Origin of the sequence: Brachybacterium sp. FME24 (assembly GCF_014897705.1) — a bacterium.
Lineage (GTDB): Bacteria > Actinomycetota > Actinomycetes > Actinomycetales > Dermabacteraceae > Brachybacterium.
Window position 1 is genome coordinate 25,573 of the sequence record NZ_JABUXV010000022.1, and the last position, 24,951, is coordinate 50,523.

Annotated in this window: 19 protein-coding genes and 2 pseudogenes; 11 read left to right on the plus strand and 10 right to left on the minus strand. The window is 63.9% G+C overall.

Translation table 11 applies throughout. The features are described from left to right. Positions 1-73 precede the first annotated feature (73 nt). Positions 74-304 carry a hypothetical protein gene (locus INT51_RS19230; protein WP_193106989.1) on the minus strand — a complete coding sequence of 77 codons (231 nt, stop codon included), beginning with the start codon at positions 302-304 and terminating at the stop codon, positions 74-76. Between the two features lie 1,344 nt (positions 305-1,648). Between INT51_RS19230 and INT51_RS22770 the strand changes: the two genes are divergently transcribed. From INT51_RS22770 to INT51_RS22435, 4 genes and pseudogenes are all read left to right on the plus strand, one after another. Continuing rightward, positions 1,649-5,074 (plus strand): DEAD/DEAH box helicase family protein, encoded by a 3,426-nt coding sequence (locus INT51_RS22770; protein WP_193106990.1) that lies wholly within the window; start codon positions 1,649-1,651, stop codon positions 5,072-5,074. Beyond that, the gene (locus tag INT51_RS19240) at positions 5,074-5,262 is read left to right on the plus strand and encodes a hypothetical protein (protein ID WP_193106991.1); all 189 of its coding nucleotides are present in this window, start codon (positions 5,074-5,076) and stop codon (positions 5,260-5,262) included. The genes INT51_RS22770 and INT51_RS19240 overlap by 1 nt, the downstream gene beginning before the upstream one ends. A 129-nt stretch (positions 5,263-5,391) precedes the next feature. Then, positions 5,392-6,519: a hypothetical protein gene (locus INT51_RS19245; RefSeq protein WP_193106993.1), complete on the plus strand. Its 1,128-nt coding sequence runs from the start codon at positions 5,392-5,394 to the stop codon at positions 6,517-6,519. Positions 6,520-7,086: 567 nt separating this feature from the next. After that, positions 7,087-8,069: pseudogene (locus INT51_RS22435) on the plus strand (IS3 family transposase); the annotation flags it as partial. 1 nt (position 8,070) lies between these two features. On the opposite strand, the gene INT51_RS19260 reads toward INT51_RS22435, so the two are convergent. Next, entirely contained in the window at positions 8,071-9,468 is a 1,398-nt protein-coding gene (locus tag INT51_RS19260; RefSeq protein ID WP_226985954.1) for an IS30 family transposase, read from the minus strand. Between the two features lie 40 nt (positions 9,469-9,508). On the opposite strand from INT51_RS19260, the pseudogene INT51_RS19265 reads away from it, so the two are divergent. The 4 genes and pseudogenes from INT51_RS19265 to INT51_RS19280 all read left to right on the plus strand — a co-directional run. Then, positions 9,509-9,829: pseudogene (locus tag INT51_RS19265) on the plus strand (transposase); the annotation flags it as partial. A 454-nt stretch (positions 9,830-10,283) separates the two neighbouring features. Then, the gene (locus INT51_RS19270; RefSeq protein WP_193106998.1) at positions 10,284-10,856 is read left to right on the plus strand and encodes a hypothetical protein; all 573 of its coding nucleotides are present in this window, start codon (positions 10,284-10,286) and stop codon (positions 10,854-10,856) included. A 479-nt stretch (positions 10,857-11,335) separates the two neighbouring features. Continuing rightward, the gene (locus INT51_RS19275) at positions 11,336-11,710 is read left to right on the plus strand and encodes a hypothetical protein (RefSeq protein WP_193107000.1); all 375 of its coding nucleotides are present in this window, start codon (positions 11,336-11,338) and stop codon (positions 11,708-11,710) included. Then, complete coding sequence (locus INT51_RS19280; RefSeq protein ID WP_193107002.1) at positions 11,628-13,103, plus strand: DEAD/DEAH box helicase; 1,476 nt, start codon at positions 11,628-11,630, stop codon at positions 13,101-13,103. Before INT51_RS19275 ends, INT51_RS19280 begins: the two co-directional genes overlap by 83 nt. Before the next feature lie 40 nt (positions 13,104-13,143). On the opposite strand, the gene INT51_RS19285 is transcribed toward INT51_RS19280, so the two are convergent. After that, positions 13,144-13,437: a hypothetical protein gene (locus INT51_RS19285; protein WP_193107004.1), complete on the minus strand. Its 294-nt coding sequence runs from the start codon at positions 13,435-13,437 to the stop codon at positions 13,144-13,146. Between the two features lie 181 nt (positions 13,438-13,618). Further along, positions 13,619-14,581: a hypothetical protein gene (locus INT51_RS19290; protein WP_226985955.1), complete on the minus strand. Its 963-nt coding sequence runs from the start codon at positions 14,579-14,581 to the stop codon at positions 13,619-13,621. A gap of 113 nt (positions 14,582-14,694) precedes the next feature. Here INT51_RS19290 and INT51_RS19295 point away from each other — a divergent pair, with 113 nt between their 5' ends. The 3 genes from INT51_RS19295 (at position 14,695) to INT51_RS19305 (ending at position 17,800) form a co-directional block, all read left to right on the plus strand. Next, a complete protein-coding gene (locus INT51_RS19295; protein ID WP_193107008.1) occupies positions 14,695-15,960 on the plus strand; it encodes an exonuclease domain-containing protein in 1,266 nt (421 codons plus the stop codon). A gap of 211 nt (positions 15,961-16,171) precedes the next feature. Then, entirely contained in the window at positions 16,172-17,248 is a 1,077-nt protein-coding gene (locus INT51_RS19300) for an ImmA/IrrE family metallo-endopeptidase (protein WP_193107009.1), read from the plus strand. A 6-nt stretch (positions 17,249-17,254) separates the two neighbouring features. Then, a complete protein-coding gene (locus INT51_RS19305; RefSeq protein ID WP_193107011.1) occupies positions 17,255-17,800 on the plus strand; it encodes a hypothetical protein in 546 nt (181 codons plus the stop codon). 109 nt (positions 17,801-17,909) lie between these two features. Here the strand turns inward: INT51_RS19305 and INT51_RS19310 are convergent, their stop codons facing one another. The 6 genes from INT51_RS19310 to INT51_RS19335 form a co-directional block, all read right to left on the minus strand. Then, positions 17,910-18,974 (minus strand): DNA-binding protein, encoded by a 1,065-nt coding sequence (locus INT51_RS19310; protein WP_193107013.1) that lies wholly within the window; start codon positions 18,972-18,974, stop codon positions 17,910-17,912. A 164-nt stretch (positions 18,975-19,138) separates the two neighbouring features. Continuing rightward, positions 19,139-19,900: a hypothetical protein gene (locus INT51_RS19315; RefSeq protein WP_193107015.1), complete on the minus strand. Its 762-nt coding sequence runs from the start codon at positions 19,898-19,900 to the stop codon at positions 19,139-19,141. 144 nt (positions 19,901-20,044) lie between these two features. Continuing rightward, entirely contained in the window at positions 20,045-20,611 is a 567-nt protein-coding gene (locus INT51_RS19320; RefSeq protein WP_193107017.1) for a hypothetical protein, read from the minus strand. Between the two features lie 328 nt (positions 20,612-20,939). Further along, the gene (locus tag INT51_RS19325) at positions 20,940-22,649 is read right to left on the minus strand and encodes a hypothetical protein (RefSeq protein WP_193107018.1); all 1,710 of its coding nucleotides are present in this window, start codon (positions 22,647-22,649) and stop codon (positions 20,940-20,942) included. 646 nt (positions 22,650-23,295) lie between these two features. Continuing rightward, positions 23,296-23,964, minus strand: a complete 669-nt coding sequence (locus INT51_RS19330) for a GntR family transcriptional regulator (protein ID WP_193107019.1) — start codon at positions 23,962-23,964, stop codon at positions 23,296-23,298. Between the two features lie 80 nt (positions 23,965-24,044). Further along, a complete protein-coding gene (locus INT51_RS19335) occupies positions 24,045-24,890 on the minus strand; it encodes a hydroxypyruvate isomerase family protein (RefSeq protein ID WP_193107020.1) in 846 nt (281 codons plus the stop codon). Positions 24,891-24,951 lie beyond the last annotated feature (61 nt).

Below are 24,951 nucleotides of genomic sequence, written 5' to 3' on the forward strand. Positions count from 1 at the left end.
CCGTCGAGTCGCCGTGAGCGGCGGCACCAACGAGCTGTGCGACGCGACCATCAGCGGTCGAGGTGTCGCCAAGTTAGATTTCGACGGCCTCGGCCGTGATCGTCGCGGCGTGTTCGTCGATCCCGTAGATGAGGAACCCCGCGACCAGGTCAGCAGTGTCGATGGCCTGGAGGATCCGGTAGGCGTCGAGGGAGCCCTTCTCCTCGAGTAGGTCGCGCTGAGTATCGGCTCGTTCCAGACCCTCGCTGATCTTGATTGCCTTGGTCGCCGGCAGGGCCGCGGGCCCTGCTATCCGCAGATACACGGAGCGGCCGGATCGAGCGCCGCGATGGACACCACCTTGGGGTCGACGAACGCCGGTACCGGGCCACGGGCGATATGGGCCGTCGACTTCTTGTGCGATGCCGACTGATTAGTACGCGACGGGGGACGACGAATTCTGGAGAGACGCCTATCATCCGCTCCATGCGGGGTCTCTGCGGGCCAGGGCATCCATGAGCTTTCCCGCACCGGCATCCGCCCTCCATGGGGGTCAGCATGCCGGCGAGCCCGGGCGCTGCAGACGCGAGATGATCGGTGCGCTCCTCCAGGTCCTGAGGTACGGCGCCGACGATGTTCGCGGTCGCGGGATCTCCGGGGGTCGGGCTCGGTGCGTTAGCGAGGGAATCGGGGTCATCGGCATGGAGCTCAAGCAGCCGCAGGGGCGCGACTGAGGTGGCTCCTTCCGACAGTCATTGCCGGGCTGCAACCGGCCCGGTTACCGGCACCGGGAACGGGTGATCGGTCAACTGATCCAGAGCGCGGCCGAGGCCACAGGGAGCGAGGTAGTGGCGGAACGATCTGTTGGTCCTGGAGAAGGAATAGTCCTGCACCCATCGCCGGACCAGCGCGCGGCGTCGGACCGCCGTGACAGTCCCGCGTTTAGCGAGGTCGAGGATCCTCGCCGGAGAAAGTCGGCAGCACCTTGGACACCGAGCCGGGTGAGACCTCGGCAAGGGAGGCCAAGGCCGGGACGCCGAGCGGCAGATCCTGCGCGCAGAGAGCACGGATGATGCGGCTCGCCGCGATTCCGTTGATCCGCGCCACCGCGGCCGGCTCGCGGGCGCGGGGCGATTTCGCCGCTCGCTGTCCGATCTACAGGATGAGAGGTGCAACGGAGTTGACGACCGCCCAGCCGGTCTCATCGGCTCGGCTGATTCCCGCCGCGGCCAGCGTCTCGCGCACAGTGCGGCCGAAGTAGTCCGTGACGTACAGCAGCGGCAGCTCGGATGCTGACGCCAGCTACCGCCGTCTCGCATGCGATAGTTCGGTCGACGTCCCTGACCTCCGGCACTCGACATGAAATTCCGCGGCCGACCCGTCAAGTCTGGTCAGGACAGCGACCGCATCGGCACGAATCAATCGCGCCGGTCGGGGCATCTCGACGTCGATCCGCCTTGCGCCGGGCAGCAGAACATCGGTACTCCGCGGAGAGCGATCGATCAGTTGTATCTCTCCATACAGGGCGTTTTTCCCATGATGCAAAACAGCCCATGTCCAGAAACGCTCGCTCACAGCCCGTTCCTGGCCTCGGATGCACCGCTGCTGAAACGGATGTGTACGTTGGTGCAGTCGATACACTGGCCAGCGAAACGACAGGGGAGGCGAAGTGAGCAACTTCGGATTCATCCGGGCGCAATGGCCCGAGCTTTACGACACATGCCAACGTGCAGAGTCGTACGCCCTCTCCGATCCGGACACGGCGGCGTTCACCGCGCGTATCGCGGTCGAGAAGATCGTCGAGTACCTGTTCGTGGACGTGTTCGGGCTCCCCGAGGGCTACCGCTCCGATCTCAGCGCTCGGATGAATGACCCGGCGTTCAAGAACCGCACGGCGCCCATCAACAACCAGCTGAACCTGATCCGTCGGCGAGGAAACGACGCCGCCCACGGCAACCGCCACCTCACCCCGCAGGATGGCATCACCACGCTACGGGACCTCTTCGACGTGGTCGTCTGGACGGTTAAGCACCAGTCCACCTTTCCTGAGGCCGCGCCACTCGGCGCCGCCTTCGACGTCACGATCGCGAAGAAGCGTTCTCCTCTCGGCCCGGCCGAGCTCAAGAAGCTCGCCGAGCGGTTCGCCGAGCAACAGGAGACGTCCCGTCGGGAGATCGCCGAGCGCGATAAGAGGCTCGCCGCCCAGGAGACTGAGCTCGAGGAGCTGCGGAAGAAGATCGCCGCCGCGAAGGACGCGGACAACGCCGCGGATACCCGCAACTACCGCGAGGACGAGACCCGGACCGCGCTGATTGACTCGATGCTGCGCGACGCTGGCTGGGCGCTCGAGGCACCTGAAGATCGGGAATACCCCATCGCGGGCTTGCCGATCATCCCCGGCAAGAACGACACCGGCACCGGCCGCATCGACTATGTGCTGTGGGGAGATGATGGCCTGCCGCTCGGCATTGTGGAGGCAAAACGCACCCTCGTGGACCCGGCGGTTGGCGGCCCCCAGGCGAAGCTCTACGCTGACGCGCTCGAGCAGCGGTTCGGGCAACGGCCGGTGATCTTCCTCAGCAATGGCTACCAGCACCGGATTTGGGACGACGCCCCCGGCTACCCCGCCCGGGACGTCGCCGGATTCTTCACGCGCAGCGAGCTCCATCAGCTGATCCAGCGCCGCATGCTACGCACGCCGCTCACCGGGGCAGACGCTGACCCTGTCATCGCAGGACGGCCCTACCAGCAACTGGCCATCGCGAAGGTTGGCGAGCACTTCGATGCCCGACAGCGCCGCGCGCTGCTCGTGATGGCCACCGGCACCGGCAAGACCCGCACCACGATCGCCCTCGTTAAGCAGCTCATGGAGCGCGGCTGGGCCAAGCGCGTGCTGTTCCTCGCGGACCGTGCGGCGCTCGTGAAGCAGGCTCACCGGGCGTTCTCGAACCTGCTGCCGGATGTCGCAAGCGTCAACCTGACCGCTGACAAGGAGACCGAGGCGAGGGTCTACCTCTCGACGTACCCGACGATGATGAACCTCGTCGATGCGGCGCGAGACGGTGACGGCCGACGTTTCGGTCCGGGATACTTCGACCTGATTGTGATCGACGAGGCGCATCGCTCCGTCTACCAGAAGTACGGCACCCTCTTCGACTGGTTCGACGGACTGCTACTCGGCCTCACCGCGACCCCTGTCGACGACATCGCCCGCAGCACCTTCCGGCTCTTCGAACTGGAGCCGGGCATCCCTACCTACTCTTACCCACTCGATCAGGCCATAGCCGAGAAGTACCTCGTCGGCCCCGAGAACCTGGTCTACGATTTCGGCTTCCATCGCCGTGGCATCCGTTACGACGATCTCCCGGAGGAGGAGCGCGAGGCGTGGGAGGAAATCGACTGGGCTGGCGTCGACGGCGACGAGTATGCCGGAGAGGGCATGCCCACCGAGGTCGAGGCTCCGCGCGTCTTCCGTTCGCTGTTCAACGCGGATACTGCGGACAAGGCCCTTGCCGAACTGATGTTCAAGGGTCTCAAGGTCGCCGGCGGTGACCGGCTCGGGAAGACCATCGTGTTTGCGATGAACCAGCGCCACGCCCAGTTCCTCAAGGAGCGCTTCGATGCGCAGTATCCCCACCTTGGTGGGGACTTCGCGCAGGTGATCACCAGCCAGTCTGCCTACGCGCAGGAGCTGATCGACGCCTTCTCCCAGCCGGAGCGGTCGCCCCACGTCGCCATCAGCGTGGACATGCTCGACACCGGCATCGACGTGCCGGAGGTCCTAAACCTCATGCTGTTCAAACAAGTGTTCTCGAAGACCAAGTTCTGGCAGATGATCGGCCGTGGCACCCGGCTCTCTCCCGGCATCTTCAACGACCGGGACAAGGACTCCTTCCGGGTGTTCGACTTCTGCGGAAACGTCGACTACTTCGCGCAGGACCCCGCCGACCGTGCCGCAAACGTGCAGGTGCCGCTGTCGCAGCGGCTGTTCGCGGTGCGGGCGCGGCTGGTCGCGGGCATCGACTTGCACACAGAAGACGCCGACGTCCGCTCCGACGCAGTCGACTGGCTGACCTCCTTCGTCGCCGGCATCCCAGCCGACTCCTTCCTCGCCCGCCCGCATGGTGAACTTATCTCCAGGTACTCCTCGCGAACGGGGTGGGCCGCCCCGCTACCAGCCGTCGCAGCCGACGACGCCGCTGCGGCCCTGGGTGCCCTCCCGTCCTCGGCCTCCGCCGACGACGAACAGGCCAAGCGCTTCGACCTAGTCGTGCTGCAGCGCGAGCTCGCCCAGCTCGAGGGCGACGATCCGATCGCAGCGCGGACCCGCAAGACGATGCAAGGCGTCGCGACTCGGCTGCTCGAGAAGCAGACGATCCCTCAGGTCGCCGCGGCCGCCGAACTGCTCCAAGAGGTCGCGGGCGACGATTGGTGGGACGGGGCGACGCTGTCGATGCTCGAACGGGCGCGGCGCGGCATCCGGATGCTCGTGCAGTTCCTCGATAAGCGCCAGCGCTCGATCGTCATCACCGACTTCGAAGACGACCTCGGCGAAGCCCGCTCGGCCGACCTTCCGCTCGTGGCGGTCGGCGTCGACCAGGCGCGGTTCCGCGACAAGGTGACCGCATACATCAGGGAGCACCGCGACCACGTTGCGATCCAGCGGCTGCGCCGGAACATGCCGTTGACAGACACTGACCTCGATGAGCTCGAACGCATTCTCATCGAGCAGGGCGACGGAACCCCGGAGGCGCTGGCCACCGTGAGTGGCGAGCGTGGATTGGGCATCTTCGTGCGGTCCCTTGTCGGTCTCGACCGCTCAGCGGCTGAAGCGGCCTTCGCCGAGAAGATCGTGTTCGGCGGATTGAACGCGACACAGATGGAGTTCCTGTCGATGGTGATCGACGAACTCACCCGGCGCGGCGAGATGAAGCCCTCGCGCCTGTACGAGTCGCCGTATGAGGACAGGGCGGCGACCCGCATCGACTTCGCCTTTCCTAACGAGGTCGAAGCGGACGCCCTGGTGACGGTTCTGCACGACATCGAACGGACGGCAACGCCGGCCTTGCTGGACGATCTACAGTCGCAAGCCTAATGTCGCTGGCCATCCGCCTTGCGCCAATCGTCGACAACCTCAACGGAGGCGAACTAGGAGGGCTGCTCTGGTTGATGCACCTGCACAAGTTGCGCGGACGTACCCTGTTGGAGAAAATGTCCGGATCGTTTCAAGGCGTCATCTTGGTGCCGATGCCAGGGGCTATAAGTAACTTCAATGCGAACTGACGCGATATGAATGACTCTACGTCGAGGGCTTGCTACGAGGTGCCGAAGGGTCGCGCGGGCTCGCGAAGGTGTCAGGCGCGTGGCCACGTGAAATACTAGGGTACAGTGGACACTGTGCGGAGACGTGGCGTGGCCAGTGAGACTGGCAGAAAAGATTCCTTTTTTGACGGGGTGCAACTCCCCGCCGCGCCACCTCCTCGCCCTTCTCCGGTAGTAAGCGTAAATATTACAACGACCGTTTCGAGTGCATTCTCCCACGAATCGCCAGTTTCGCTGCGCGATCGAGGAAAGTTCTTAAAGCCAGCAAAGCCTTATGGCCGCATCAATTCGGACCTCACGCTTCCCGATTGTCACGCTTTGTATCCGATGCTAATGGGTCCCGGTAACCAGTTTGCTAGCGCTTTTGAGAAAAGATTTGAATCCGGAAATCCCGGCCTGCAAAAATACTCGTTTTCTCGCAATCGGGGCGAGGTTTCAGTAAGGCCCCAAGTTCACGCTTACGGCGACAATGTTGTCATCCCGACGCTTGGAATGAAGTTCTCCTTCGAGTGTGATGATTATGATGAAGTTTTGGAAAGGTCCGCAAGTGAAGTCAGATCTTTCTTTGAATGGGCATCGAAGCGACTAGCCAATGTGGCCCGAATGGCATTCGAGTTGAATGATCCTAGCGGGTTAAAACACCTGAAATTCCCCCGTCGCCATACGATGTTGGAGATAGACTTCGGTAGCTCTGAGTCCGAAGGGTCCGGGGCGCGAATGACAAAATTTTTATCCGCGCAACGCCGGCGAATCATTTCCTCGCATATTGCCCTGGCGCCAGATGCGGTGCTGGATCCGCGTCTTGAACGGGAGCTTGTTAAATCTAATGCTGAGCTTAATCTCAAAAGCGAGGCGCATCTATTGTTGCTGAATGCCCAGGGGTCGCTCTTCTTGCGCGTGCCATCTGGGAAATTGGCGGGCTCATCGGCAGGTGCTAGGGCGCGACCGTACGAGAATCGTTTCGAGAACGTCGGGCATTTGTCAGAGATAGCGTTGTTGATTCAGCATCTGGGTCTTACCGCTTCGAGTTCAGATGAATTGAATAGCCAAAACTGGGCGTCGGATTCGAGCGCGATGCGTCGGTGGGTGAAATATCCACAGAACGGCCTTTACCGAAGCGTTGGTAATTTGAAAATGTGGGAAGTTCTGAGCGATTCGCATCATCTGGTATCGGTATTGGACGAGGCCTCGGAGAGGCTTTGCGCGGAGACTATATAGGGTCGACTATGTACACGATTTGGAGTGAATAAATTGCTGCAGTGGCTCAGTAGTGCGCTGGGACATGTCTGGCTGGTCGCTGGATCGGTCGGTGAAGTCATTTTGAGTCTTGGCATTATCGCAACAGTCCTAAGTCTTGTAGTCAATATTGTGCGAGACGGGAGGGCGAGGCAGAGGGCTCGACGGATGGACCTGGTTGAGGATTATTCATCGGCTCTGCTTGGGGTTGCAATGCATCGTGGAGTGGGGGGTTCCGTAGAGAATTTGGATCGGCTCTCTGTGGAGCTAGCATTTCGGTCAGAAATGCTTATCGCAGTAGATTCGGTCCGGTCGTCGACAGAGTTCGAAAGATATGTTCGTGGCGTCGCGGAGCTAGTTCGATTTGGTGAGAACCGCGCCGACCCCGGCGAACTAGTGGCAACGGTGACGCCAGTTCTTTTGAGGTGGGCGACGTCACCCAAGTCCAAAGTTGGCTTCCCTAACCCTGATGGTGCGCTACTACTTCGTAAGTAGTGAACCGGCCCAGGTTTGATGCCGCTGCTGTTTGAGTCCGGAAGGATGGACAGCATGCCGAAGAAGATCGATCCCCAGCTGCGCGCGAGATGCGTGCGGCTCGTGCGCGAGCACCAGCAGGAGTACCCCTCCCAGTTCGCAGCGGTGACCGCGGTCGCCCGCCAAGAAGGCGTCTCGAAGGAGTCTGTGCGACGGTGGCTGGCCCAGGCCGACGTCGACGACGGTACCCGTCCCGGTGTCACCAGCGAGGAATCAGCTGAGGTCAAACGCCTGAAGAGCGAGAACAAGCGGTTGCGGGAGGACAACGAGATCCTCCGGAAGGCGTCGATTTTCTTCGCGGGTGAGCTCGACCCCCGCAACCGCTGATCATCGCGTTCATCGACGAGATGAGAGCCGAGGGTTTCGCAGTCGAGTCGATCCTCCGCGTCCTGCGCCAGCAGGGCCTGAAGATCGCTGCAAGGACCTACCGATCGTGGAAGCGCCCGGCCCGTATCGCAGCCCGCACCGTCACCGATGCCCTGATTGAAGACAAGATCCGCGCCCTGGCCTGGACTTTCAACGAGGCCACCGGACAGATCCACATTACCCCGGAAGGTCTGTACGGGCGGCGGAAGTGGGTCGCCTTGCTCCGCCGCCAAGACGGCCTCGCCGGCACGTCTCGGGGCGCGGTGGACCGGGCGATGCGAAGCCTCGGGCTCGAAGGGGTGCGGCGGACGAAGAAACTGCGCACCACCAATCCCGATCCGGATGGGAAACGGGCTGGCGACCTCCTAAATCGCGACTTCACCGCGGCCGCTCCGAACCTGGTGTGGATCACCGACTTCACCTACGTCCGCACCTGGGCGGGGTTCGTCTACGTCGAGTTCGTCCTGGACGCGTTCGCCCAGCGGATCGTGGGCTGGCACGCGTCGACCAGCAAGAAGGTCGACTTGGTGATGACCCCGCTACGGATCGCCCTGTGGCAGCGCGAGAGGGAAGGGAACCCCGTTTCACCAGGGAATTTGATCCACCACAGCGACGCCGGGTCTCAAGGCGGATTCAACTGGTCGTCGCAACACGATCGTGTCCGAGTGAGTGTAGGTGCTTATTCCACGCTTCGGCGGGAGAGCACCAGCCGAGTCGCCTTCGCGGCCGGTTGTTGAGGGCGTGGGCAACCACGGCGAGGTCATCTGGTCCCCATCGGGCGAGGTCCGTGCCCTTGGGGAAGTATTGCCGTAGCAGCCCGTTGGTGTTCTCGTTAGTCCCGCGCTGCCAGGGACTGCGGCGATCAGCGAAATAGACCTTCAGACCGGTGTCACGGGTGAATTGAGCGTGTGCCGACATCTCTTTGCCGCGGTCCCAGGTCAAGGACTTCTTCAGTGCCGTGGGCATCGTTGCCATTGCTGCGGCCAACGCCGAGTTCATAGAGGACGCACCGAAGCCCGAGAGGGAGACGCCGTTCTTGATGATCGGCTGCTCGCGCCACCCCTGTTCTCTGGGAAGGTGGACGAGAGTGGTGAAGCCCGTCGTGCGCTCCACGACGGTGCCGATCGCGGACCGGTTGATGCCGATGATCAGGTCACCTTCGTGGTGACCTGGGACCGCCCAGCCCGTCGCTTCCGCTGGCCTCGCGCTGATCAGATCATCCGCGGTGACGTGTGCCCACGCCACTCGCTTGGAGCGCGCTCGAGGCATTCGCAGAGCCCTCCCGGTGCGCAGGCAGAGGATGAGATCTCGCGGGAGTCCGCCTCTGGCCTCGATGAATAGAGATTGGTAGATCGCTTCGTCGCTTATCCTCATGGTCTTAGACCGGGGGAAGTCGAGCTTGAGTCGGTGAGAAATCTGCTCCGGGCTCCACCCGGTGACCCATCGACGGTCCTGACGGTGAGGCTTGTTCTGGCCTTTCCAGGTACGCACCGTCGGGCCGTCTACTGGAGGGCGACCGGGCAGAGAGATCTGGCCTGAAAGGCGGTCCTTGACGTACTCACGCAGTCGCTGGTTCTTCGCGAGCTGCGCAGTCTTGGGCCTACGGGCGAACAGTTCGGCCTTCCACTGCGCCACGGACGCACGGTAGTCCGGCTTCCCGCTCCGGGTCGCGGCGTTACGACGCGGCTCCCTCGAGATCGTCGACGGGCTCCTGCCGAGCTGTCTGGCGATCTCTCGAACCCCGTTACCGAGGGCATTCGAGATCGCGATCTCCTCCCGCTCGGCGAAGGAGAGGTAACGGCCAGAAGGAGCCGGCCAGGAATATGGGGTCATGCCGCCAGCGTGGCGGAACCACCGCTGTCCGACAGCTTCCGCCACACCTGTTGCGACTGCGGCTTCACGAGGGAGCTTGCCCGTAGCCACCTCGATCCAGAATTCGCGCTCCTTCACGCGGCGATGTCTCGGGCGCCCCGGAGACGGCATCGGAGCCCGTCTCGTGACCTCTTTCTCCCACTGCGATGTCCTGCCCATAACACCCTCCCAACCTCGGGTGTTGCGACCACCGGTTGAGCCCGGCCAGTACACCGCTATTCGTCTGACCGAGCATCTCGCCCTCGAGGGCATCGCCCCGTCGATCGGGACCGTCGGCGACGCGTACGACAACGCACTGGTGGAGACGGTGAATGGCCTGTTCAAGGCCGAGTGCATCCGCACCACCGTGTTCCACGCTGGCCCCTATCGGACCCTCGCTGAGGTCGAGTTCGCGACGGCCGGCTGGGTCGACTGGTATAACAACAGGCGCCTCCACGGGACCCTTGGGATGCTCACGCCGATAGAGTTCGAGACGCTCCACTACGAGGCCCTCACCCGAGAGCCCGAACCCGCAAAGTAGCGGCAGAGAACCTGGGCCGGTTCACTGATAGCGCCCCCTCCGGAAGCCCTACCGCGCGATCAGCCATTCCATGGATTCATACATGTCGACCTAGCGGGCATAGTGAAACTCTGATCTGAACTGGCACGGGTTTGATGCCTCTGCTGCCTATCCTCTCGGACTCAAACGGCAGCGGCATCAAGCCTGTGCCGGTTCATCCTCGGTCTCGGAGTTGTTTGGCGGGCCGGTCGTCGTGGCGACCTCTGGAACATCTGATGTCGCTCCCTCGGGCGCGACTGGCCCCCGGTTCCGTCCGGGAGGGTGGAGGCGATACCGACTTTGCTCAGGGACGGTGCATCGACATCGGGGCGAGCGGGAAGAGAGTCAGTTGTGCTGACTGTAGATTGACTATTGCAATCTGCTGACTGTAAAGTGCTGACTGAGACTACTTCCCGGACGCAAGGAGTTACAGGACATGACGAGACCAGCCGCACAGCGAGTCTCCGCCGCCGCCATCCAGCGCCTCACCGGCATCAAGCGCTACGCACTGGAAGCGCTCCAGAGGGCGGGCGTCATCAAGGAGAATCCCGACTATGGCGACCTCCTCCTCCTCGAGAGCTGGACGCACAAGGAGTTCGTCACCGGCAAGGAGAACATCCGCGACGGCATCGACAGGCTCGGCCTGGCGGTCCCGCTCACCAACCCCGACCTCAGTCCCGATCTCGAACTGACCAACGCCAACGACGCGGGCCTCGCCCGACAGGCGATCCAGCAGAAGGGGATCACTCTCACTGATGGCCAGCTCCTCACGGGATGGTGGAACGTCCATGCCGACAATGCCGAGCGCCTGGTGGAGGAGCGGTCCCCGATCCTCGGCGTTACGGGCGGTCTCGTCACCAACGGGGCCTGGATCGAGGCCATCGCCATGGTCCACCCCCTCAGCCTCAGGAAGGCATTCGTCGTGACCCGTATGACCGACGTGGAGATCGAGGACTACCGAGGCTCCGTCCCGAAAATCAACCAGAGCGGAACCTACTTCCGAGGCTGATGGGACTGATGTGCGATCAGATGTCAGCTGGGGTTAGACCGCCAGGCAGACGGTCGGGTTCGTGATGGTCTCGTATTCGATGGGGGTCAATCGACCTCCATCGACAACCGGGCCGTCACGAACATCATCGCTTCGTTCGCGTCGGTCACGAAGGAGCGGCCCGGCACGCTGGATCTGCGCTGGCTGCCCCAGGAGCGTGACGGCGAAGCGACAGAGGACCCGCTACGCTCCCTCGCCGCGTACTGCCCCTCGAAGGCGAAGCTCTCAGCCGCGAAGAAGCAGCACCTCATGGAGCAGTAGGACCGCAGTGAGCTCTACGCCGACTACAGCAGCCCGGACTACCTCGCCGCCGCTCGAGATCACTTCTTGGCCCAGGTGCACCACTTTTTGGCAGCATCGAGGATCCTGCCCGCGTCCAGGACCGGCTCCACGACGCGCTGACTGAGGTCGACGGTTATCGAATCGCGCTGCTGGGAGCCATGAATGCCGACGGCCGTTCTGAGGACTATCTGAAGCTGTGCGCCGAGGCGGAGGAGTGCACGCATCTGCGCGAGCTCGGCGCCCTCTCAGATCTTCGCGACTGCACGAGCCTCGAGGAGCTCGACGAAGCGCTCGACACGACCCTCCGCTACGCCGAGTTCTGGCTCGCTATGCACTACTTCGAGGTGGAATGGTTGCTCGCCGAGCACTTGGACGAGAAGGAGCGGTGGAAGAACACCTGGGGCGTGGTGCGACGCGTCTGGCCGCAGGCCGCAGCCCCCCTGCTTCGTGATGACCCTGTACCAGGTTCCCAAGTACTTCGGCCGCTACACGAAGCCGGGCGAGCCCAAGGGCTTCGACGTAGGACGCATTGACCTGCTCATCGTTGACGAGGCCGGGCAGGTAGACACTCCGCTCGGCTTGGCGGTAATCGCGCTCGCCCAGCGCGCGCTCGTGGTGGGGGGGGGTGAGAAGCAGCTGGCACCGGTGTGGGCCCTCGACGAGGAGACCGACCGGGAGATCGCCGAGGGCGCCGGCATCGAGATGGGGGAGTGGGCAGAGGATCTGCGCGAGCGCGGAGTGACCGCCTCCGCGCCCTCGAGCCTGATGCGGGCCGCGAGCCACGCCTCACGGTGGAGCTTCGGCGACGACGAGCCCGGACTCCTGCTGCGCGAGCACTTCCGCTGCCACCCCGGCATCATCGGTTTCAACAACGAATTGCTCTACGACGGGTTGCTGGAGCCCAAGCGTCCTGCGGACAAGTCGTTGCTCGACGGGATACGTCCGGCGTTCGGATGGATCGACGTCGCCGGCTCGGAGGACTCCCGCCGGGGCTCCAGCCGCGTCAACGAGCCGGAGGCGAAGGCGATCGCCGCCTGGATCGTCGAGAACTTCGCGAGCTTCTACGACCTCTACCACCACCAGCAGAATGAGGCAGACAAGAAGGTCGACGCGGCAGCTCTCATCGGCGTCGTCACGCCCTTCCGCGCGCAGGCCGATGTCATCAGCGACGAGATCCGGAAGGCGGCCAGCAACGCAGACGCCTCTGCGGATCTCCCGACGAATCTCGCGGACAAGATCACCGTGGGCACGGCGCACCGCCTGCAGGGGGCCGAGCGCCCGATAATCCTGTTCTCCGCGGTCTACGGCAGCGGCAGTCCTCAGGCCGGGTTCATCGACGCGAACCCCGAGCTCATGAACGTCGCCGTCTCCCGGGCGAAAGACCTGCTCGTCGTCTTCGCGTCACCGATCCGCTGGGACAACGGCAAGATATTCAGCGTGATGTCTCGCTTCGCGACGCGGACGGCGAGGGCGGTGAGAACCGAAACTGCCGACGTGGAGGAGCCCGTAACGTTCATGGACCCGACCGAGGGCGAGGTGTCGAGCATCGCCGCCCCGGACCCCGAGCGGCCCGAATTGATCTCCGAGCCTGCATCCACTTCAGCACCCGAAGCGACCCGCCCAGATGCACCGGCCCAGGCCACCGCGACCGCAGCGGCACAGCAGGGCACGCTGTCCACGGTGCTCGGCAGGTGGCGCGAGGCGGGAGAGCTCCGTGGGGACGACGCCGACCTGAGCACCCCGGCCCTCAACCTGCGCCTCGCAGACGCAGGCGTGCTCGTCGGCAAACCGGGGGAATGGGCGCCGACGCGGCTTGCCGCAGTGCTGGGCGTGCTGGAGGTCGAGCGCAGCACGTATAACTCTTTGGAGTACACGCCGCAGATGCAGGAGCTGCTGCTGGGGCTGTATCGGGACGGGCGTCTCTGACGTCTGCACGAAGATGCTGGGGACGACGCTAGGGAATGCGTCAGCTCTGGTCCCACAGATCCACCTGGACCACTCGGCCAGGATCGAGGGTTCGCAGTTGGTCCAGCACGATCGTCTTGCTCTCGAGCGCCGGGGCTGTGCGAATCCCGCGAGGGTGCTCGGCAGAGCGTGCCACGGGCACCTGCTGGGAGCTGAAGTAGTGCTCGCGCAGAGTCTCGAGCCATTGGACGAAAACGCTGGCAGGTCCTAGATAGGTGAGCGGGTAGCCGCTCCAGCTGGTCTGCTCGAGGTGGCCTTCCCGGACGAGTTCGCCGACGCCAGGGATCTCGCGCAACGTACCGATCGACGGAAGGTGTTCCCCTGTCGTCGCGTCCTCTACAAAGCCTGTGTACGCCAGCATCGGTGCGCCGCCCTTCTCCTCATCGGTACTTCTCGTGCAACCGTCGCATACACCGCGACAGTGTCGACAACTTCTTCGCGTGCGCTGCGCGCTGCGGACGACGGTGTCTCAGCCATCAGAGATGAACGGAGCGATCGACCATCTTCGGCATGGTCGGGTCGATGCCGTTCACCCAGTCGGTCAGCTGGTTCAGGAGTTCCGGCCCTTTCGTGGACCCGCTGCTGTCGGCGAGTTGATCGATGTCTGACTGGAGAAGATCGAGCAGCTCCTCGACAGTGGGGGACTCTCCGGGGTTCTCCCAGGTGATGTCGTCGCCTCGGGCACTCGCGAAGATCAGCAGCTCCACATCCTCTCGAGTCAGCGGCTCGCCATTCCTTCCCGCGGGCAGCAGGTCCTTCCACGCGTCGAGGTATCGCAGATACGTCCGGTAGCTCGGGACGTGCCACGTGCCCGTCTTGAGCGAGATACCGGGCTCAGATCGGAACCACCTGCGCACCACGGCGTCCATTACGGGAGTTGTCTCTACGTCCTCGGAGGCAGCCGTGAGGAAGTAGAGGTATTTCGTGCCGAACGCAGGCCCGAGGTACTTCAGATAGCTGGCGCCCTTCGCCGTGGCGATCTCTTCGAACGCCTTCAGCCCGCCGTTGGACACCTGAGCAGTCTGTGCTATGTCTGCAAGGTGTTCGACGGCATGTGGGTCGGACTTCAGGACGCGAGCTGTGCGGTACGGCCCGTAGCCGCTTGTCCCGTACCCCCAGATCATCGCAGCGAGGAATGCGGTGACCACAGCCTGACGGTCCCACGTACCGCCTACAGGCCGCAGCGTTTCTGGCCTGTGAAGCTTCGTGACCAGCTCGCGGTCGATGCGCTCACGGTCGCCGTTGGCGACAGAAGCTGCGGTCTTGGCGATGGTGTCGACGGCTTCGACGAGATTGATGCCGGCGATCGCGGGTGCGTCCACTCGCTGGAACCGATTCGTCCAGCTGGCCGGCTGCCAGCGGAATCGGGGTTGGGAAGGGAAGTCTGCGCGCTCCCAGCGGCGGAAGACTTCACTGAGGGACTCCGGGATTGCGGTCATGCGCAGACCATATGGGGCAGGGCAGACAGTGGAGGGTGGTATCAGAACTTCCGGCTGGTCTGACAATCGTGCCCGGGCGCAGGATTGTCCGAACCGTCCTCTAATATCGGGTCATGACCTCCACTTTTGCTCCAACTATCGACTTCACGGCCATCGATGTCGAGACTGCCAACTCCTCGCGTGCCTCGGTCTGCGCCGCCGGGCTCACGAAGGTGAGGGGCGGCCAGGTGGTGGAGGCCGCCTCCTGGCTCGTCGCGCCGCCGGAGGGTCACGATGTCTTTTTGCCCCGGAATGTTGCGATCCATCGCATCACCGCGGAACACGTGGCAGATGCTCCGTCCTGGGCCACGGTCTTCCCGCAGATGATGGAGTTCGTCGGCGCGGATGCCCTCGTAGCCCACAACGCGCCCTTTGACCGCTCTGTCGTCCACCAGGCGTGCAGCGCGTATGACCTCGACTGGCCCGAATCCACGTGGATCGACACCCTTCCGCTCGCGCGGAGGATGCTGACGCTCGGCTCGTACTCCCTGCCGTTCGTCGCCCAGGCGCTCGGTCTTGCGGAGACTGTCCACCATGAGGCCTCCGAGGATGCGCTGCAGGCCGCTCAGATCCTCATCGCTCTCTGCGCGAAAGCCGGAATGAGCACTCTTGCCGAGCTCCACGCCGGCACACAGATCGGTGCGCGGACGCCGAGAACGGGTTCGTCGGCAGGGCCGGCTCGCGCCACAGGCGACTTCTCCGGGCTCGTCGCGACGGATGTACTCGCAGGCGAGAAGGTCGTCTTCACCGGCACGCTGATGTTGTCGAGTCGGGCCGAGGCGCAGGCACTGGTCACGCATTTCGGAGGCACTGCCCAGGCCGGAGTCACGAAGGCGACGACGATTCTGGTCTCCGGAGAGCTCGACCCACGCAGCCTGCGGCCAGGAGTCGAGCTCTCCCGAAAGCTGGAGAAGGCGATGCTCCTCGCTGCTGGCGGCCAGCCCGTCGAGATCTGGACGGAGGACGACTTCCATCGGCGACTCGATGTGGGCCGCGACGAGCTCGAGGCGGCAACGCGTGAGCAACGAGTGCTGTCGAACCCCGGATGGCTGCCGAGTTACGTCATCGACCAAGCCCGCGCCCTCGACGGGGCAAGCACCTATCAGACGTGGCTCCGCGCGGCGCTGCGGCACCCGGCGGGGAGGGCATCTGGCGATGACATGTGCATCCGGTGCGGAGGGATCTTCGAGACCGACACGTACTGGATGCTCCTCGAGCGTCGCGTCTGCTCCGGCGACTGCAACGAAGCCCTCAAGCGAAAGGCCAAGAGCGAATGGTCGAAGCTCGGCATTGCTCGGCCCGAGGCGCCCGCCTACGCAGAGTCGTACGGGCGTCGCTGAGCGTCACCATTGCGACGTCTGTGCTGGCGTCCGCTGCCCTCGCCCCCTGAACGCCCTCTCGTGCTCACCCTGCCCGTCGAGCGAGGAGCGCACCGGAAGGACGCGCGAACTGGCCACGACACCCGGCCGCTGAAGAATCGTCTCCGTGAGGTGTGCGGCAGTTCGTCCACACCTCTTGGGATTATCCCAAGCAGCGAGTAGCGTTGGAGGCATGGCTACCATCGGCGACCGCGTCCGCACCGCGATGAGCAGTGCCGGGATGCAGCAGAAGCAGCTCGCAGAGCGAGTCGGGATGACCCCCGACTCGCTGTCCCGCGCACTCAATGACCAGCGCGGCTTCGCCGCCGTCGAGCTTGCTGCCATCGCGACGGAGCTCCGTGCCGATGTGCACGAGCTCATCACCGGGACGCCTGATCCACATCGGCTCGTGCTCTCGGCGCGCCACACCTTCGACCACGAGACCGGTTCCCGCACCGTTGATGGCCTTGGCGGGGACAGCGCGCTTCTCGATGATGTCCGCCTCGCTTTCGCGCAAGCCGGGACCGCCCGACCTGGTGTTGAGCTTCCTTCCGACGTCGAGCAGATGCGAGGGCTCTTCCCTGAGGGGTTCGTCTGGAGATTCATCGACCACCTCGCCGAGATCGAAGTGGATGTAGTGCGCCTCGACGGCCTCAGCGCGGCCTACTCACTCACAGTCGAGGGACGGCCCGTCATCGTGCTGCCGGAGAGCGGAAACTGGTTCCGCGAGAACTGGTCGCTCGCCCATGAGCTCGGGCATCTGGCGCTCGGCCACGAGGGCGTCATCGAGGGCTCGAGCGGATTCGAGGCGAAGGAGAGCGCGGCGAACTCCTTCGCCGCCAAGCTCCTCCTGCCCGAGACGCAGCTGCGACAGACGGCATGGAATCAGATCAGGCTGCCCGCCCTCGCTGAACTGGTCTGGGACTGGGGGATTTCGACGGACGCGCTTCGTCGCCGACTGAACGCGCACGCGCTCGAGCCGTCTGACGAAGTCGGCACCGCGCTGTCCTGGACCACGCAGAAGCTCCTGCGACGGCACTGGAAGGGAGCGAACGTCGGGGATCCGATCTCTAGGCGCATGACGGAGGCCGGCGAGCGTCGCTTCCCGGCCTGGCTCCAGGAGGCGCACCTTGAGCGGATCGCTGAGGGGGCGGTCGGAAAGGGGACGCTCGCCTGGATGCTCGGCGTCCCTGCGGACTCCCTGGAGGTGGACGAGCCGAAAGCTGCCCAGGAGCTCACCGACGACGCGCTCGCCGCGCTGCTCGGGTGATCGGCGATGACTGACGCGCCCTTTCTGTTCTTCCACGACACGTCGGTCCTTGTGAACTTTCATCGGCCCGGGTTGATCCCGGTGCTCGGGCCACTCCTGCGCGACAACGTGCGGTGGACAGGCTCGATCCGTACCGAATGCGCGCGGAAGCAGCACCAGCTCGACCTCCCGGGCCTGGTCGATGCCGCAGACGAGCTGCTCGGTGAGCCGCTCTATCCGGAAGCTGGAGAGCACACCGCGATCAGGCAGCTGCGCCGACAGATGGCGCCACCCGGCGATCACCCTCAGCAGCATCTGGGGGAGGCGGAGTCGATCACACTCATCCAGAAGCGCATGCTCCGTGCGGTGTTCGTGACCGATGACCGTGCGGCGATCGGTTGGGCACATCCCATCGAGTGCGTCGGGACGTGGAAGCTCATCCGGCTCGCGCGTCGGCTCGACCTCGTCACGCCGAGCCAGGCGATGCGGCTCTGGCAGGCGTTCGTCGATGCAGGCGGAAGACCACCTCATGAGATCGCGACGCGGGCGTCGTTCGAGGGCGGTCTCGAATGACGCCTCGTCGATGAGGGTGTCTGTCAGCAGGGTCGTCCTTGGACGCTGCGACAGCGGTCTCGGCAGAGAATCCCCTGTGGCTTTCGCACTTTAGTGCCAGCTGGGAGGATTAGTCCTCTTCGGTACCGCTGGCTTCCTCGTGAAGCTCTGCCGCGATGGAGTACAGGTTCCGCCCTCGGTACCGAAAGGCGTCAGCTGCGGAAAAGCTTCCGCGGGGGACACCTGCTTGCGCAAAGAGCTCATTGCGCAGAGCTGTTGGCGTCCATCGTGCGGAGGGATCCTCGTGGGCGGCCCACCGCAAAGGTCGAATCGGATCGGTGACCCAGGTGATGTCGCTACGCACCGGATCGGCGTCGAACCATTCTTCGAATTCCGCGACGATTGCAGGCTTCACAAGAGTGGCGACGTCGAGATCCATGCTTGCGCCATCGGGGATGCCGTGGTGTTGAGTGATTACGGCGACGGAACGGGCGCGGCGTTTGATCGTCGCGATTCGCTGTTTAACCTCTCCTGAATCCGCCGCTCCGAGCGGACGAAGGAGGCTCCCCTCGATAGTTTCGACCGGAAAACGCTTCTGGAATGACACAAAGATTCCAGTGTCATCTTGGAACAAAGTGTATTCGTGGCATTCGATCTCTAACGCCTCGGCTACCGTGGATGTGAGCCAATCGACAGTTGTGAGTACCTGATCCGGGAAGCGTTCTGCAACCAATACAAGCTTCGGGAATTTGAGGATCTCGTCGTCCCACCCGGACTCGAGATGTTCAGTGAGCTCGTCGAGAGCCTGCTCGTCGGTGATTACCGCCCCACGGCGTCGGCGCCATTGGGCATACGCTTCAGCCAACATCACACGGTCGAATCCTGCGACTAGGGCGCCATAGGTAATCACCTGGAGATGCACTTTCCGGTCGCCACCGCGCTTTAACTCGACCACTACGGTCTGTCCGCTGGAAGATAGCGCCAGTATGTCCAGAGCCTCGCGAGCCGTCCCGCCGTCCTGCGACGCCCACTTGCTGAACTGGGTCGTGACTACCTTCAGGCCGTCGTCGATCACTTCGGGGTGCTCGACGATCCATCGCTCGAGGTGCTGCGCCTCATAGAGGTTCTGTTCTGACATCGACGTCACCGGTACCCGGAGTGATGATGCTTGGTCGACGCGGAGAAGGTGCGCCATGGAAGTCTCCCTCAGTTGTCGGTTTGGGCAGATTTCCAGAGCAGCCCTCAAGCAGACCTTAGCCGGGTTCCCTGGCGGTGGCCGTTACTCCGGCAGGGTGGCCCCGCTGAGGGCAGAGGCAAATGGGGTGATGCCAGAAGTGCTACAGGAAACGCACCGTCGCCTCATCCCCTGCCTGGGAAGTCGGAGGACGACGGCCAGGGCGACAACATGGCATCTTTGCCGCGGAAACGCGGAGCGCGCCCCTGCATATAGAGACTCGCGGCGGTGGCCACCAGTGAGCCTGACACGGCAACGAAGAACATGACGTACTCCGGGGCTGCGATGGCGAACGCCATGAAGCTGAGAGAGGCTCCCGCGGAGCCGGCGGCTGCTGTGGACATCACGGCGGCAATGATGGAGCGTCGAACATTGCTGTCTCTGACGTCGCGGAGTGACTCGAGGACAACCTTGTCGTCGGGTGGTCCTATGCCGAGGGCGAAAGCTCTCTCGAAGTCTTTCCTCTTGAACTCAAGGAGATATCCGTACTCGAGCGCCACGACGGTGACTAGTGAGATGGCCGCCCAAACAGGAACTAGGGCGCGCAGCGATGTGGGATCAACGACGCTCAGCGTTGGTAGCGCGCGAGCGAGGAGGGCCGTCACAAGAGCACACGCGAGCAGAGCTGTCGCCAGCACGAAAGTGGTGCTGAGCAGGCGTGCGGATTTCTGCTGCTCCTGAAGAGCTTCCCGAGATTGCAGCTCAGCCAGGCTGTTGCGAAGCGATCGCTCGAGGATGGGGCTGGATGCCGGCCTCATCAGCTCGATCGTGGAGTGCAATCGGGTGATGCGCCGATGCAACCTCGATTCCCGGGTGAACGCGGACAGCGCAATGCATGCGCCGACCAGGGCGGTCAACGCGCCGATGAGACTCAGGATGTTCTCCATGGGGCCTTTCCTCGGTGGGCTTCGCGAAAGTCACTTGTCTGCGGGGCACCCCCGCACAACAGCCTGGGCCGGGCAAGAAGTGGCTGTGGCTACCCGGAACAGTGTCCACCCGGTGCGAGTAGCTGGAGCTGAGTGACACCATGGTCACGATGCCGCGAAGTCACCAAGAGGGCGCCACCACACGTCCGAGGAGCCCCATGGTTCGAAACCCGCGACTCGGTAGGAATTCTGAAGACGAGCCATGGCACGATCCTTCGCTGGACCATCGGGGTAGGGGCCGTTATCTGTCTGCGGCTCGGGCTGAAGGACCACTAGCGTCTCCTCGGGCTCGAGTTGCAGGAGCTCCACCAGCTTATTGACTAGAGTTCCCGTCAGCTGGTGCCCGCGGTGGTCAACGGCGAGCGTCATGCGATCGATCAGGAGCACGGCGTCGATGAACGGGGCGGCGGGAGAGTCGACCAACTCGCGTGCGGTAGTGGCCAGGACCACGGCGTCATGGCTGATCGCATCACCCGCGTCTATCAGGTCGGTGGCGTAGGCATCCCAGGTGAGCCAGCCGGATACCCGGCCAGCATGATGTCGGGCATATCCCTCGTCGTGCATGCACTCGATGTTTGTAGTGAGTCGCCGGAGCGCGCCGTAATCGTCCCCGTCTGCGGGGCTGATTGAAACTGTGAGGAACAGTTCGTCCGGCGGTATCGATATCTCCATGACCAGATTCTGAACCCCAGGACCGACAGTCGACGAGCGGCGCAACAGTGATGGAACGGGGTTGTACGTCGGAGCGGTGCTCCTGCGAGCGATCTTCGCCAGCTCCGACGACCTAGATGCCTGGGTCCTCATCGCCTCGCGGTTGAGGCCCTTGGCAGTGGATTCGCGGGCGTAGTCGTCGACGATCTGTGTCTTCTCGGTGAGGATCTCGAAGATGCGGGGTCGTGCGCTCTACGACGCCGTGGCGCGCATCTGTGGCATTCGCGTTCATGAATCCTCACCGGTGGATCGGCCTCTGGATCAGACTTCCTAGAACACCTCAGACAGGTCACCACGGAGGGGACGCGGGGGTCGAGTGTTTCCAGATCTCAGTAAAGTATCTTTCCCTCCAGTTGGCATCACCTGCGAAGAGTCGCGGATCGAGTTCCGCGACTGCGTTAGCAGATAGTTCGTACCCGCGGAAGGTCAGGCGTTCGTTCTCGGCGGCCTGCTCCGGAACGGTCGATCCTTGGCTCGCGAAAGTCAGCGCGAGCTCGAGCTCGTCGGGGGCCACGAGGCCGATCGTGAGTATGCGGGTGCGCCAATTCACGTACTCCGTGAAGGATGCGGCGTCCGGGATGACGCTCGCCGCCAAGATCAGGGAATGGAGCGGCAGCACCGCGACGTCAACCACCTCGTCGTTAACGTGCAAGTGGGGCTCCGACCAGACACCGCCCGCGTAGCTTGAGAGGGTGACGATGAGTCCCGTGGCCTCAGCCGGGGCGTTCAGGTGCTCCGGGGGACGCCATCCCGCCTTCCAGTGGGAGATCCGCAGAGCGACCTGAGAAGCGGCCTTGTCTAGGATTCGCCCTTCGAAGTTGGCATCGAGACTGCGGTCGTTCTTTGAGAGCCTATTAGCCTTGCATTCTCCGATCACGACCGCCTGCGCGCCAAGGCCGAAGAGGTCAGTCTCGTCACCGTTACCTCCACCGCGCGGTGCGATGACGTCACCGGTCGACCACGCGAGGTCGGAGGGCCCCCATTTTTCCAGCAGTGCCCGGCTGATCTCCTCGAGAGGCTCCCCCTCGCGGTCCGAGGGGGCCATCCCCATGACAGCATTCAGCATCGAGCGATCGCGCTCGACGATCCAGGCGGATCGATTCAGAACGAGGGTGCGATCCCCGACCTGGACTAAGGGGCACAGATCCGAGAGTTCTCCCTGGAGGGCGAGGGTAAGAGACCGATTCGAGAGCTCCTGTGGGGGCGCTGTCACGGTGGCTAGCGTCTCTTCGGGCAATTCCAGGAGCAGCTGTTCGCTCGCTGTACGGTCGAGTCGAGTGATCTGAGCCGGATTCGTTCTGTGTGCGTTGGCCAGTGAGCCGAGCCTGCGGAGGGTCGACACCACATTTCTCGAGATGTTGTGCATGATGTGGGCGCCGACGACTTCTTTCGTCTCGCCGAGGCTGGCGTCGACCCAGGTGCCTAAGGCGTCGCAGATCTCCTCCGCGATCCATCGCATGCGGGTCTCGCTGCCGAGGATCCGATGAGCCGCAATCTTCTCTCCGAGGTAATGATGCTGTGCAGGGTCGTTTCGGTGCGACCTCAGGTTCCATTGAGCGAGAAAGGCTGCGCACCAGCGCACATACTTGTTGAAGGTCGCGTAGGCCGTCATGCGGTCGGCGTGCTCCCCTTTGCCGAAGGCGCCGATAATCCACGCACCCCGAGCGAGCGAGTAGGTCTCGCCGCCTTTAGGGGTGGCGTAGGACTGCAGATCGAAGGGATCTGTGCGTTCGCCGAAGAGGATCCAAGTGGAGGCCAGTGGATGGGTGCGCTGAAGGGCTCTCATGAGCTCCTGGAACGCGATGTCCACCTCGCTGTCTATCTCCGGGGTGAGGCTGTCTGCGAGATCGAAGTCTCGTTCGGAGACTCTATCTGCCCACTTGTTCCAGATATCGCGCACGCGCCTGCTCGCGAAGCGGAAGTGCGTGTGCGAGACCGCGTCGAGCTGGCCTCGCATGTCGAATCCCTGGGGCTCGATCTTCCGCCATGCAGGTTCCACTCGTCATTCCCTTCTGACGTGAAGCAAACTCCCGTGTGTGTGGGACGGTCTGCGGGGATGGCCTGGGCGGCAGGCTTCCAGTGAACGAGACTACGCGATTAGCGTGAGGGGGACCTGCACCTCGGCTCACCCCAGGAACTATTGCGCAGTAGTCGCCCGCTTCTCCACTCAGGGGCGCTATTCGCCTTGGAAGCCGAGGATCCGACTTCGGCGACGACCAGCACGTAGGTTTTAGTCTTGGTGAATTTCGGGACGGGGGCAGGACAGTGGTCGGCACGAGCGGCTGTATCACGAGCATCCGCGCGGAGGATGACTAGCGCCCAAAGGTTGTAGACGCCTCCCACCGTCTCACCCTCGGCAACCACGAGTTTCGCATCTCCGCCGCCCTCCCGCGGGCGCGGCCGCTGCCTGGGTACGCGAGACCTTCCTGTACGGAGCGACTCTCGACGAGGCCGATGCGCTGCTCGCCGCACAAGAACGCGAGCACGGAAAGGGTCAACGGGTCTGTTGGTTTTGCCCGACCCGTTAGTCAGAAGGGGGCGTAGTCCGCCCTTGGCCTGCGTTGAGATGTGCTAGATCGCTCTATTGCCTACTGGTACGTCGCGGGATCGCCTGGTTCTCCGGACCCGCGGCTGATGAACTAGATTTAGCCCCCCGTGATCTGCCCCCGCACCCGCTCATGCGCCCGGGACAGATGCTCCGTCAGCGCCGCCTGCGCCCCGTCCACGTCGCCTGCCCGGATCGCGTCCATGATGGAGTCGTGCTCGCTGACCACGGTGGTGGGGGAGGTGCGGCGGTGGGCGGCGAACTGGCCCATCGTCAGGTGGATCTCGCCGGCGATGATCTCGTACATGCGGGCGAGGCGGTCGCTGTGCACGCCGTTGACGAGTGCCCAGTGGAAGTCGATGTCGTGCTGCACCTGGGCCCGGAAGTCCTCCCGGTCCGCGGCCTGGCTCATCGCCGACTGCGCGCGGGAGATCTCGTCGGTGAGGGTCTTCTCCCGGGCGAGGTGCGCGGCGGCCGCGGATTCGAACGTCGTGCGGCTGAAGAAGAGGTCGTCGATCTCGGTGGCGTCGAACTGGGGAACGGACGCGGTGCGGTGGGCGGTGCGGCGCAGCAGGCCCAACGAGGTGAGCCGCTCGAGGCAGGCCTTCGCCGTGGGGCGTGCGACCCCGTACTCGTCGGCGACGCGCTGCTCGGTGACCTTCTCGCCCGGGGAGATCTCTCCGTTGATGATGCGTTCGCGCAACGAGGCGAACAGTGCCTCGGTGAGGGAGGCGGGTCCGAGTTTGTACTGGCTTGTCGCTGTCGCCATGGCAGCTCCTTCCGTCCAAGCCGCCATCCCCGGCGACGTCGTCTGCGGTCAACATGTCGGACATGTTGTCCGGGCTTACATCATGCCAGGGGCTCCGCCGCCGTCGAGTGATGCAACCATTCCAGGGTGCCGAGCGTCTCGCCGGTGGGCTTGTACTCCGCGGCGACCGTGCCCGTGTAGCCCGAGGCGCGCAGCGCGGTTCCGATCGCCTCGAAGTCCACGACTCCCGAGCCGGGCTCGCCGCGGTCGGGAGCGTCGGCCAGCTGCACGTGACCGATGCGGCCGCTCGAGCGCTCGATCAGCCCCGTCAGATCCTCGCCGTTCCTGGCCAGGTGGAATGTGTCCAGCAGCAGCTTCACGTGCGGTGCGCCGACCTCGTCGATCAGCGACAGCGCATCCTCCGCGGTCTCCAGGGGGTATGCCCCGTTGAGTCCGCGAGCCAAGGGCTCCACGAGGATCACGCCGGGGCCGCCCTCGAGGTCCGCCATCACCTCCGCGGCGCGCCGATAGGAGTGCACCGCTGCTCGGAGCGCTTCGGCCTCTGCGCCGTCCGGCACCTGTCCGTGCAGCAGGTTGAAGCCCCGGCATCCGGTGCGTTCGGCGATCCACCGCAGCGCCACCAGTGACGCCTCCAATTCGTCGGCGCGCTCGGGGCGGCAGGCGATGCCGCGTTCGCCCGCGGCCATGTCCCCGGCGAACACGTTCATGCCGGTCAGGGAGAGCCCGGCGCCGTCGAGGGCGCGCACCAGCTCGTCGAGCTCGGCCTGCTGAGGGTTGGCCGCCGCGAAGGGCCACCAGGTCTCGACGGTCCTGAAGCCCGCGGCCGCTGCGGCGGCGAAGCGCTCGAGGTAGGGGAGTTCTGTGAACAGGAGCGAGACGTTCGCGCTCACCGGGTATCCGTGCCAGCTGAATCCATGAGAGTCCATGGCGACATCTTGCCACGGGACGCTAGACATGTCAGCATGTATGACAATTCATCCCCTTGGA

Excerpts from the sequence above, each read along its gene's own strand:
- INT51_RS19300 (WP_193107009.1), top strand. The coding sequence starts at position 16,172 with ATGGCTACCATCGGCGACCGCGTCCGCACCGCGATGAGCAGTGCCGGG.
- INT51_RS19290 (WP_226985955.1), bottom strand. The coding sequence starts at position 14,581 with ATGACCGCAATCCCGGAGTCCCTCAGTGAAGTCTTCCGCCGCTGGGAG.
- INT51_RS19240 (WP_193106991.1), top strand. The coding sequence starts at position 5,074 with ATGTCGCTGGCCATCCGCCTTGCGCCAATCGTCGACAACCTCAACGGA.
- INT51_RS19335 (WP_193107020.1), bottom strand. The coding sequence starts at position 24,890 with ATGGACTCTCATGGATTCAGCTGGCACGGATACCCGGTGAGCGCGAAC.
- INT51_RS19280 (WP_193107002.1), top strand. The coding sequence starts at position 11,628 with ATGACCCTGTACCAGGTTCCCAAGTACTTCGGCCGCTACACGAAGCCG.
- INT51_RS19260 (WP_226985954.1), bottom strand. The coding sequence starts at position 9,468 with ATGGGCAGGACATCGCAGTGGGAGAAAGAGGTCACGAGACGGGCTCCG.
- INT51_RS19320 (WP_193107017.1), bottom strand. The coding sequence starts at position 20,611 with ATGGAGATATCGATACCGCCGGACGAACTGTTCCTCACAGTTTCAATC.
- INT51_RS19315 (WP_193107015.1), bottom strand. The coding sequence starts at position 19,900 with ATGGAGAACATCCTGAGTCTCATCGGCGCGTTGACCGCCCTGGTCGGC.
- INT51_RS19305 (WP_193107011.1), top strand. The coding sequence starts at position 17,255 with ATGACTGACGCGCCCTTTCTGTTCTTCCACGACACGTCGGTCCTTGTG.
- INT51_RS19270 (WP_193106998.1), top strand. The coding sequence starts at position 10,284 with ATGACGAGACCAGCCGCACAGCGAGTCTCCGCCGCCGCCATCCAGCGC.
- INT51_RS19275 (WP_193107000.1), top strand. The coding sequence starts at position 11,336 with ATGAATGCCGACGGCCGTTCTGAGGACTATCTGAAGCTGTGCGCCGAG.
- INT51_RS19295 (WP_193107008.1), top strand. The coding sequence starts at position 14,695 with ATGACCTCCACTTTTGCTCCAACTATCGACTTCACGGCCATCGATGTC.
- INT51_RS19310 (WP_193107013.1), bottom strand. The coding sequence starts at position 18,974 with ATGGCGCACCTTCTCCGCGTCGACCAAGCATCATCACTCCGGGTACCG.
- INT51_RS19330 (WP_193107019.1), bottom strand. The coding sequence starts at position 23,964 with ATGGCGACAGCGACAAGCCAGTACAAACTCGGACCCGCCTCCCTCACC.